Source organism: Mitsuaria sp. GD03876 (assembly GCF_029840635.1).
Taxonomy (GTDB): Bacteria; Pseudomonadota; Gammaproteobacteria; order Burkholderiales; family Burkholderiaceae_C; genus Roseateles.
In genome coordinates, this window is the sequence record NZ_JAOCCU010000012.1 from 139264 (window position 1) to 148801 (window position 9538).

At 71.3% G+C, this 9538-nt stretch carries 8 protein-coding genes; 4 read left to right on the top strand and 4 right to left on the bottom strand.

The window, feature by feature from the left end:
* Positions 1–63 precede the first annotated feature (63 nt).
* The 4 genes from N5D62_RS10100 to N5D62_RS10115 all read left to right on the top strand — a co-directional run bounded on the left by N5D62_RS10100 (position 64) and on the right by N5D62_RS10115 (position 6927).
* Entirely contained in the window at positions 64–1164 is a 1101-nt protein-coding gene (locus N5D62_RS10100) for a winged helix-turn-helix transcriptional regulator (RefSeq protein WP_279757574.1), read from the top strand.
* A 99-nt stretch (positions 1165–1263) separates the two neighbouring features.
* Positions 1264–2196: a pseudouridine-5'-phosphate glycosidase gene (locus tag N5D62_RS10105; protein ID WP_279757575.1), complete on the top strand. Its 933-nt coding sequence runs from the start codon at positions 1264–1266 to the stop codon at positions 2194–2196.
* 213 nt (positions 2197–2409) lie between these two features.
* Complete coding sequence (locus tag N5D62_RS10110) at positions 2410–3708, top strand: efflux RND transporter periplasmic adaptor subunit (protein ID WP_279757576.1); 1299 nt, start codon at positions 2410–2412, stop codon at positions 3706–3708.
* A 69-nt stretch (positions 3709–3777) separates the two neighbouring features.
* The gene (locus N5D62_RS10115; RefSeq protein WP_279757577.1) at positions 3778–6927 is read left to right on the top strand and encodes an efflux RND transporter permease subunit; all 3150 of its coding nucleotides are present in this window, start codon (positions 3778–3780) and stop codon (positions 6925–6927) included.
* A 90-nt stretch (positions 6928–7017) separates the two neighbouring features.
* Here the strand turns inward: N5D62_RS10115 and N5D62_RS10120 are convergent, their stop codons facing one another.
* From N5D62_RS10120 to N5D62_RS10135, 4 genes are all read right to left on the bottom strand, one after another.
* Positions 7018–7626 (bottom strand): DNA-3-methyladenine glycosylase I, encoded by a 609-nt coding sequence (locus N5D62_RS10120; protein WP_279757578.1) that lies wholly within the window; start codon positions 7624–7626, stop codon positions 7018–7020.
* Positions 7627–7644: 18 nt separating this feature from the next.
* The gene (locus N5D62_RS10125; protein ID WP_279757579.1) at positions 7645–8124 is read right to left on the bottom strand and encodes a low molecular weight phosphotyrosine protein phosphatase; all 480 of its coding nucleotides are present in this window, start codon (positions 8122–8124) and stop codon (positions 7645–7647) included.
* Between the two features lie 26 nt (positions 8125–8150).
* Positions 8151–8837 (bottom strand): ribulose-phosphate 3-epimerase, encoded by a 687-nt coding sequence (gene rpe, locus N5D62_RS10130; RefSeq protein ID WP_279757580.1) that lies wholly within the window; start codon positions 8835–8837, stop codon positions 8151–8153.
* A gap of 72 nt (positions 8838–8909) precedes the next feature.
* Positions 8910–9538: transporter substrate-binding domain-containing protein (locus N5D62_RS10135; RefSeq protein ID WP_279757581.1), on the bottom strand; the 629-nt coding region annotated here is incomplete at its 5' end.

Below are 9538 nucleotides of genomic sequence, written 5' to 3' on the forward strand. Positions count from 1 at the left end.
CAATTGTCCACATAAAAGACAATTGTTTGATTCGTGGCGCCGATCTGCCTAGAATCCGGCGCCATGTCGACGCCCAAGGACCTCTCCTCGAAGGAACAGCTGCTCGCGCTGGTTGAGGCCAATCCCTTCATCAGCCAGCAGGAGCTGGCGGACCGGCTCGGCCTGTCGCGCTCGGCGGTGGCCGGCCACCTGGCCCAGCTCACGCGGGAGGGCCGCATCCTCGGCCGCGCCTACGTGCTGCCGCAGCGCCAGCCGATCGTCTGCCTCGGCGGCACCAACCTCGACCGCAAGCTGCGCGGCCTGGGCGAGTTGCGCATGGGCAGTTCCAATCCCGCCGCGCAGCATGAATCGGCCGGCGGCGTGGCCCGCAACATCGCCGAGAACCTCGCGCGGCTCGGCCTGCCGGTGCATCTGCTGACCGCCGTCGGCCGCGATGCCGCCGGGCAGGCGCTGCTGGCGCAACTGCAGGCGCTGGGCGTCGATTGCGCCGGCTGCCTGCAGGCGACGGATGCCGCCACCGGCAGCTACACCGCCGTGCTGGACCCGCGCGGGGAACTGGTGCTCGCGCTGGCGCACATGGTCCTGACCGACCGGCTCGATCCCGCCTTCCTGCGCCAGACCGCGCCGCACCGCGCGCCGGCGCGCTGGCTGGTCGCCGACCTGAACCTGCCGCGCGAGACGCTCGACGAGCTGCGCGCCGAGGCGCGCCTGCGCGGCCAGTCGCTGCTGCTGGTGGCCGTGTCGGAGCCGAAGATGGCGCGACTCGGCGCCGACCTGCGCGGCGTCGAGCTGCTGGTGCTGAACCGCGGCGAGCTGCAGGCGCTGGTCGGGCGGCCGCTGCCCGATGACACGGCGCTGCGCGACGCCTGGCGCTCGCTGCGCGAGGCCGGCCTGCGGCGGCTGGTGATCAGCGACGGCGCGGACGGCGTCCGCTACTCCGAGGACGACGAGCTGGTCCTGCTGGCCGCGCCGCCGCTGGACCCGGCGACGATCCGCGAGGTCACCGGCGCCGGCGACGCGATGACCGCCGGCATCGCGGCCGCGCTGCACCGCGACCCCGACGACCTGCGCGGCGCCTGCGCGCTGGGGTTGCGGCTGGCGGCGCTGACGCTGCAGAGCGACGCGACCGTCAGCGAGGCGCTGAGCCCCGCGCTGCTGGTCTGACGCGGCGGCCCGACGCACCGCCGCACAAGCATTCGACGCACGGCCACCCGACCTGCCGCCCCCTCCGACGATGTCGAGAACACCCCGATGAACACGCCCATGACGACCCCTGACCGTTTCGACCCGACCCTGATCGACTACTCCCCCGAGGTGGCCGCCGCGCGCGCCGAGGGCCGGCCGCTGGTGGCGCTGGAGTCCACCATCATTTCCCACGGCATGCCGTACCCGCAGAACGTGCAGACGGCGCGCGAGGTGGAGGCCATCGTGCGCGCCCACGGCGCGGTGCCCGCGACGATCGCGGTGCTGGACGGCAAGGTCCGCGTCGGCCTGAACGACGCGCAGCTCGAGCTGCTGGGCCAGTCGCCCGACGCGATGAAGCTCAGCCGCCGCGACCTGCCCTTCGCGCTGGCCACCGGCCGCGTCGGCGCGACGACGGTCGCCGCGACGATGATCTGCGCGCACCTGGCCGGCATCGAGGTCTTCGTGACTGGCGGCATCGGCGGCGTGCACCGCGGCGCGGAGACCTCGTTCGACATCTCGGCCGACCTGCAGGAACTCGCGCGCACCCCGGTGGCGGTGGTCTGCGCCGGCGCCAAGAGCATCCTGGACCTGTCGCTGACGCTGGAGTACCTGGAGACGCACGGCGTGCCGGTGCTGTCGGTGGTACAGGAGAACTTCGCCGCGTTCTACACGCGCGACAGCGGGCTGAAGGCCGATTTCCGGATCGACGCGCCGGCCGACCAGGCGAAGTTCCTGCGCATGAAATGGGCGCTGGGCCTGGGCGGCGGCGCGGTGATCAGCAACCCGGTCCCGGCCGAGCACGAGATGCCGCAGGCGGTCATCGACGGCTTCATCGCGCAGGCGCTGCGCGAGGCCACGGCGCAGGGCATCAGCGGCAAGGCGGTCACGCCCTACCTGCTGGCCCGCATCAAGGACCTGAGCGCCGGCGCCAGCCTGGCGACCAACATCGCGCTGGTGAAGCACAACGCCACCGTCGGCGCGGCGCTGGCCCTGGCGCTCAAGGCGCGCTGAGGGCGACGCCCCTCACCCCGGCCCTCTCCCGCGGTGCGGGAGAGGAGCAGCGCCCGGAAGGGGTGGGGGTGAGGGGTATTTCTCCATTCGCACAGGTTTTCCTCGCGCATGCGCAGGATTAACCTGGACGAAACATTCGTCGCCAAGGCCAGACCTAAGCTTCCGCGCCCGGTCCCGCCCGCCTGAGGCGACCGTCGTTGGAGAAAAGTGTTCATGCGCCGCAAGTCCGTTGTCCTGTCGTTGATCGTCGTCCTGCTCGTCGCCGCCGGCGGCTGGTGGTGGAAGTCACGGTCGGCGGCCCATGACGGCGGCGCGGCCGCCGCGACGCCGGCCGCGCGCGGCGCTTCCGGCCCGGGCGGCACGCAGATGGTCGGCGTCGTCACCGCCCAGCGCCGCGACGTGCCGGTCACCGTCGAGGCCTCCGGCACCGTCACCCCGCTCAACCAGGTCGACGTCCGCGCCCAGACGACCTCCACCGTGCGCGACGTGCTCGTCCACGACGGCCAGACCGTCGCCAAGGGCCAGCCGCTGTTCCGCTTCGACGACCGCGCCGACCGTGCCAACCTGGACAAGGCCCGCGCCCAGCTCGCCCGCGACAAGGCCAGCCTCGGCGACCTGCAGCGCCAGTACGAGCGCGCCAAGGACCTGCTGGCGCAGAAGTTCGTCGCGCAAAGCGCCGTCGACACGGCGCTGGCCAACCTCGAGGGCGGCCGCAGCCTGGTCGATGCCGACGCCGCCGCGGTCCAGTCCGCCACCGTCGCGCTCAGCTACAACGAGATCCGCGCGCCCTTCGCCGGCCGCGCCGGCGCGGTCAACGTCTGGCCCGGCAGCCTGGTCCAGGCCAGCGCCTCGGGCACGCCGCTGGTCAACATCGTCCAGATCGACCCGATCGCCATCAGCTTCAACCTGCCCGAGACCGAGCTCGCCCCGGTGCTGGACGCGATGCGCCCGCAAGGCGGCGCCGCCCGGCCCGCGCCCGAGGTGCAGGTGGTGCTGCCCACCATCGAGGGCGGCCCTTCCCGCAAGGACAGCAGGAGCGGCAAGCCCGTCGAGTCCGTCGCCCGCGGCAAGCTGATCTTCGTGGACAACCTGGTCGACGCCACCACCGGCACGATCAAGCTCAAGGCCGAGTTCGAGAACGCCGCCCAGAAGCTCTGGCCCGGCCAGTACCTGCGCGTGCGCATGACGCTGCGCTCGATGCCCGACGCGATCGTGATCCCGCAGGCCGCGATCATCCTGCGCGGCAGCGACCGCCAGGTCTACGTCGTCGGCCCGGACAAGACCGCCCAGCTCAAGCCGGTCAAGCTGCGCTACACCTTCGGCGAGATGGCCGTGGTCGACGGCGTGGACGCGGGCGCGACGGTCGTGCTCGACGGCAAGCAGAACCTGCGCCCCGGCACCCCCGTGCGCACCCAGCCCGCCGCGGTCAACCCGGCCGCCGCCGCCCGCCTGGCCGCCGCCGCGTCGGCCGCCGGCGCCGGCGCCTCCAACGGCGACGTCGCCGCGCCCTGAGGACCGGCCCGCTTCCGGCCGCCTCCCCCGCCCGCCCGACGCCCTCCGCCACCGCTTCCGGACGCTGTCATGAATCTCACCGAACTCTTCATCCGGCGGCCGGTCATGACCGTGCTGCTGAACGTGGCGCTGGTCGTCGCCGGCCTGGCCGCGTGGAGCCGCATCCCGGTCGCCGCGCTGCCCAGCTTCAACACGCCGGTCATCAACGTCCAGGCGGTCCTGCCCGGCGCCAGCCCTGAGACGATGGCCTCGTCGGTGGCGCTGCCGCTGGAGAAGCAGTTCTCGACGATCGCCGGCATCACGACGATCTCCTCGACCAACACGCTGGGCAGCAGCTCGCTGACGCTGGAGTTCGACTCCGCGCGCGACATCGACGCCGCCGCCGTGGACGTGCAGGCCGCGTTGTTCCGCTCGCTGCGCGCGCTGCCCACCGAGATGACGACGCCGCCGTCGTACCGCAAGGTCAACCCGGCCGACGCGCCGGTGCTGCTGGTGGCGCTGACCTCGCCGTCGATCAACCTGTCCGAGCTCAACGACTACGCCGAGAACCTGATCACCCCCAGCCTGTCCACCATCGACGGCGTGGCGCAGGTCTCGATCTACGGCCAGAAGCGCTTCGCGGTGCGCATCAAGGCGCGCAACGAGTTGCTGCAGCAACGCAACATCACGCTCGACGAGCTGCAGGCCGCCGTCAAGGGCGCCAACGCCAACACGCCGGTGGGCACGCTGGACGGCTCGCGCCAGACGCTGACCATCCAGGCCAACAAGCAGCTGCGCGACGCCAACGCCTTCGGCGGCATCGTCGTGGCCACGCGCAACGGCGCGCCGGTGTTCCTGCGCGAGGTGGCCGACGTCGAGGACAGCTACGAGACCGTCAAGTCCTTCTCCAACTTCAACGGCGAGCGCTCCATCGTGCTGGCCGTGCAGCGCCAGCCCGACGCCAACACGGTGAAGGTCGTCGACGCGGTCAAGGCGATGCTGCCGCGCTTCGCGGCGCAGTTGCCGGCCTCGGTGCAGATGAGCACGCTCAACGACCGCTCGGTCTCGATCCGCGAGTCGCTGCACGACGTCTACTTCACGCTGGCGCTGACGGTCGGGCTGGTGGTGATGGTGATCTTCCTGTTCCTGCGCCGCATGGTCGCGACGCTGATCCCGACGCTGTCGCTGCCGATCTCGCTGATCGGCGCGGTGACGCTGCTGTTCGCGCTGGGCTACAGCCTGGACAACATCTCGCTGCTGGGCATCACGCTGGCCGTCGGCCTGGTCGTGGACGACGCGATCGTGATGCTGGAGAACATCTACCGCCACGTCGAGGACGGCATGGCGCCGTTCGACGCCGCCATCCGCGGCGCGCGCGAGATGGCCTTCACCATCATGTCGATCTCGATCTCGCTGGTCGCCGTGCTGATCCCGATCTTCTTCATGCCGGGCGTCATCGGGCTGCTGTTCCACGAGTTCGCCGTCGTCGTGTCGCTGGCGATCATGGTCTCGGCCGGCGTGTCGCTGACGCTGGTGCCGATGCTGTGCAGCCGCTTCCTGAGCAGCCACCACGACGTCCGGGAGAACGCGCTGGGCCGCACGTTCGAGGCCGGCTTCGGCTGGGTGCTGGGCAAGTACACCGGCTCGCTGGACTGGGCGCTGCGCCACCGCTGGGTGGTCGGCGTGGTGGCGCTGGCCAGCTTCGTCGCCAGCGCCTGGCTGTGGATCGCCATCCCCAAGGGCTTCTTCCCCGAGGAGGACATCGGCCAGATCCAGGCCAGCACCGAGGCCTCGGAGGACATCTCCTTCGCCGCGATGACGGTGCTGCAGGAACGCGTCGCGCAGATCGTGCAGGACGATCCGTCGGTGGCGTCGGTGTCGGCCGCGGTGGGCGGCGGCGGGGGCGGCGGCAACGTCAACACCGGCCGGCTGTTCATCAACCTGAAGCCGCGCGCCGAGCGCGTGGCGATGCCGCAGGTGCTGGAGCAGCTGCGCAAGAAGCTGCGCGTGGTGCCCGGCATCGCCGTCTACCTGCGCCCGGTGCAGAACCTGCAGCTCGGCGGCCGCCAGTCCAAGAGCCGCTACCAGTTCACGCTGCAGTCGGTCAGCACCGGCGAGCTCAATACCTGGGCGGTCAAGCTGCAGGACAAGCTGCGCAACGACCCGGCGTTCCGCGACGTGACCAGCGATTCGCAGCTGCGCGGGCTGCAGGCCAACCTGGTGATCGACCGCGAACGCGCGACGCTGCTGGGCGTGCAGATGCAGGACCTGCGCAACGCGCTGTACTCGGCCTTCGGCGAGCGCCAGGTGTCCAGCATCTACGCCGAGAGCAACACCTACCAGGTCATCATGGAAGCGGTCGACAGCGACCGCCTCAGCGAGGACGCGTTCGACAAGATCTACCTGCGCGGCAGGAACAGCACGATGGTGCCGCTGACCGCGTTCGCCAGCGTCAAGCGCGAGCTGGGCCCCACGGCGGTCAACCACCAGGGCCAGCTGCAGGCGATCACGCTGAGCTTCAACCTCGCGCCCGACGTGCCGCTGGGCAACGCGACGGCCAAGATCGACCAGTTCACGCGGGAGATCGGCCTGCCGCCGTCCATCATCACCAGCTACGGCGGCGACGCGGCGGTGTTCAAGGACTCGCAGGGCGGCCAGCTGCTGCTGATCGTGCTGGCGGTGGCGGTGATCTACGTGCTGCTGGGCGTGCTCTACGAGAGCTACATCCACCCGCTGACCATCCTGGCCGGCCTGCCGTCGGCGGCGGTGGGCGCGCTGCTGACGCTGCAGCTCGCGGGCATGGAGCTGACCATCATCGCGACGATCGGCATCCTGATGCTGGTGGGCATCGTGAAGAAGAACGCGATCATGATGATCGACTTCGCGCTGGACGCGCAGCGCAACGGCGGCATGACGCCGCCGCAGGCGATCCGCGAGGCCTGCATCCTGCGCTTCCGCCCGATCATGATGACCACGCTTGCCGCGCTGATGGGCGCGCTGCCGATCGCGCTGGGACTGGGCGCCGGGGCGGAACTGCGCCAGCCGCTGGGCCTGGCGGTGGTCGGCGGGCTGATCCTGTCGCAGGCGGTGACGCTCTACATCACGCCGGTGATCTACCTGGCGCTGGACCGCTTCAGCGGGAAGGGGCCCGACACGCGGGAGGTCGCGCCGACGCGGCTGACCGAGCATCCGGGGCATCCTGCGAATCCGGCCCATCCGGCGCCGGGGCACGCGGACTGACGGGGGCCACCCACCGGCCGCCGTCCGGCGCGGCCTCCACGGGGCATGGGGGATCCCTCCAGGACCCCCAAGCCCCATGCCGGCCCGGGATCACCGAGGCGGGCGGAATTCGTGGCGTGCCGCTGCAGCCGCCTCGCGGCCGATGCAGCCCGGCGCGTGGTCGTTGACCAGGCCCATCGCCTGCATGAAGGCATAGACCGTCGTCGGGCCGACGAACTTCCAGCCGCGTTTCTTCAGTTCCTTGGACAGGCGGATCGAGGTCTCGGAGGTGGGACGCACGTCGCCGCCCTCCTCCGGATCCTCGAAGCGCCAGAAGAACGCGGCGAGCGAGCCCGCCTCCTTCTGCAGCTCCAGCGCGCGGCCGGCGTTGTGGATGGCCGCCTCGATCTTGCCGCGATGACGCACGATGCCCTCGTCGGCGAGCAGCCGCTCGACATCGGCCTCCTTGAACTTCGCGACCTTGGCGATCTCGAAGCGCTTGAACGCCTGGCGGAAGTTCTCCCGCTTGGCCAGGATCGTCCGCCACGACAGGCCCGACTGGAAGCCCTCGAGGCACAGCTTCTCGAACAGCCGTCGGTCCTCGACGACCGGATAACCCCATTCGTCGTCGTGGTACGCACGGTAGGCCTCGAAGCCGGGCGCCTCGCACCACTTGCATCGCCATTGGCCGTCCGGGCCCTGCGCCAGTCGTTCGCTCATCGTCACCCCTCCCCGGCCTCAGGCGCCGGCCGTCTTGTGAAAGACCGCCGCGTCATGCGGCCAGGTATGCGCGCGGGCCTCGATCAGGTCGAGCACGTGCACGAAGGCGCTGCCCGCGCCGTAGTACGGGTCGGGCACCTCGTCCAGGCCCAGGCCGGTCATGCCGGCCAGGAACAGCCCCAGCTTCGCCGGCGCGACCGCCGGCCGCATCGCCCGCAGCGCGCGCAGCACCGGCCGGTCCATCGCCAGGATCAGGTCGTGGCGGTCGAAGTCCTCGACCGTGACCTTGCGCGAGCGCCAGCGCCGGTCCATGCCGTAGCCGCGCTGCTCGAGCACCGTCAGCGCGCGCTTGTCGACCGGGTGCGCCCGCGACGACGCGAACACGCCGGCCGAGGCGACCTCGGTCAGGCCCAGCTCCGCGGCGCGCAGCCGCAGCACCGCCTCGGCCATCGGCGAGCGGCACAGGTTGGCCGCGCAGACGAGCAGCACGCGGGTCACGGGTCGATCGCTCCGCACCGGCGGGCTCAGCGCGCCAGCTCGGCGCGCATGGCGTCGATGACGCCCTTGTAGTCGGGCTTGCCGAAGATCGCCGAGCCGGCGACGAAGGTGTCCGCGCCCGCGTCCGCGATCTCGCGGATGTTGTCGACCTTGACGCCGCCGTCGATCTCCAGCCGGATGTCGCGGCCCGAGGCCAGGATCATCGCCCGGGCCTGCTGCAGCTTCTTCAGCGCGCCGGGGATGAAGCTCTGGCCGCCGAAGCCGGGGTTGACGCTCATGATCAGCACCAGGTCGACCTTGTCGATCACCCACTCCAGCACGTCCAGCGGCGTGGCCGGGTTGAACACCAGCCCGGCCTGCGCGCCCTCGGACTTGATCAGCTGGATCGTGCGGTCGACGTGCTGGCTGGCCTCGGGATGGAAGCTCACCAGGTTCGCCCCGGCGCGGCAGAAGGCCTGCGCCAGCGCGTCCACCGGCTGCACCATCAGGTGCACGTCGATCGGGGCGGGCGTGCCGTCGGGCTTGACCGCGTGTTTCTTCAGCGCCTCGCAGACCATCGGCCCGAAGGTCAGGTTGGGCACGTAATGGTTGTCCATCACGTCGAAGTGGATCCAGTCCGCGCCCGCGGCCAGCACGTTGCGGACCTCCTCGCCCAGGTTGGCGAAGTCGGCGGACAGGATGCTCGGGGCGATGCGATAGGTGGGCGGGTTCATGGCGAGGCGCGGCGGCGCGTGGCGGGGAAAGACGGCGATTGTAGGAAGTGCGCCGCGTCCGGCTGATCCCGCTCAGCGATAGCGCTCGGCCAGCCGTGCGATCTCGCCGGATGCGCTGAGCTGGCGCAGCCGCTCGGTGAGCCGCGCCACCACCGGCTCGGGCAGCTGCCGCGAGACGACGACGAACTGGGTCTCCTCCTCGAAGGCCTGCGTGCCGATGCGCACCTGCGCCTCCAGTCCGGCGCCGCGCGCGGCCTGGCGCAGGTTGAGGTCCTGGCCGTAGACCGCCGCCGTGCGGCCGCGCACCAGCATCTGCAGCGCCTCGCGGTCGCTGCGGGCGCTCTCCAGGAAGGAGACGTCCGCCTCCTGCAGCGTCGACGCCAGCTTCGTGCCCTGCGCCAGCAGCAGCGGATGGCGGCGCGAGAAGGCGCGCAGTTCGTCCCAGGTACGCGGGGGCGGCGCGTCGCCGGCGCGCGTCGCCAGCACATGCGCCACGCGGTACAGCGGCACCGGCAGGTAGCGCATCAGCGCATGGCGGTGCTCCGAGCGCAGCAGGCAGAAGAAGACGTCGAGCTCGCCGTTGCCCAGCATCAGCTCCAGCCGGCGCAAGGGGACGGGCTGGTCCAGGCCGTCCAGGCGCAGCTCGGGATCGACGCGCTGCATCGCGGCGGCGATCTCGCCGCACAGCCCCGGCCGCTGCG

Excerpts from the sequence above, each read along its gene's own strand:
- N5D62_RS10105 (WP_279757575.1), top strand. The coding sequence starts at position 1,264 with ATGACGACCCCTGACCGTTTCGACCCGACCCTGATCGACTACTCCCCC.
- rpe (WP_279757580.1), bottom strand. The coding sequence starts at position 8,837 with ATGAACCCGCCCACCTATCGCATCGCCCCGAGCATCCTGTCCGCCGAC.
- N5D62_RS10100 (WP_279757574.1), top strand. The coding sequence starts at position 64 with ATGTCGACGCCCAAGGACCTCTCCTCGAAGGAACAGCTGCTCGCGCTG.
- N5D62_RS10110 (WP_279757576.1), top strand. The coding sequence starts at position 2,410 with ATGCGCCGCAAGTCCGTTGTCCTGTCGTTGATCGTCGTCCTGCTCGTC.
- N5D62_RS10115 (WP_279757577.1), top strand. The coding sequence starts at position 3,778 with ATGAATCTCACCGAACTCTTCATCCGGCGGCCGGTCATGACCGTGCTG.
- N5D62_RS10120 (WP_279757578.1), bottom strand. The coding sequence starts at position 7,626 with ATGAGCGAACGACTGGCGCAGGGCCCGGACGGCCAATGGCGATGCAAG.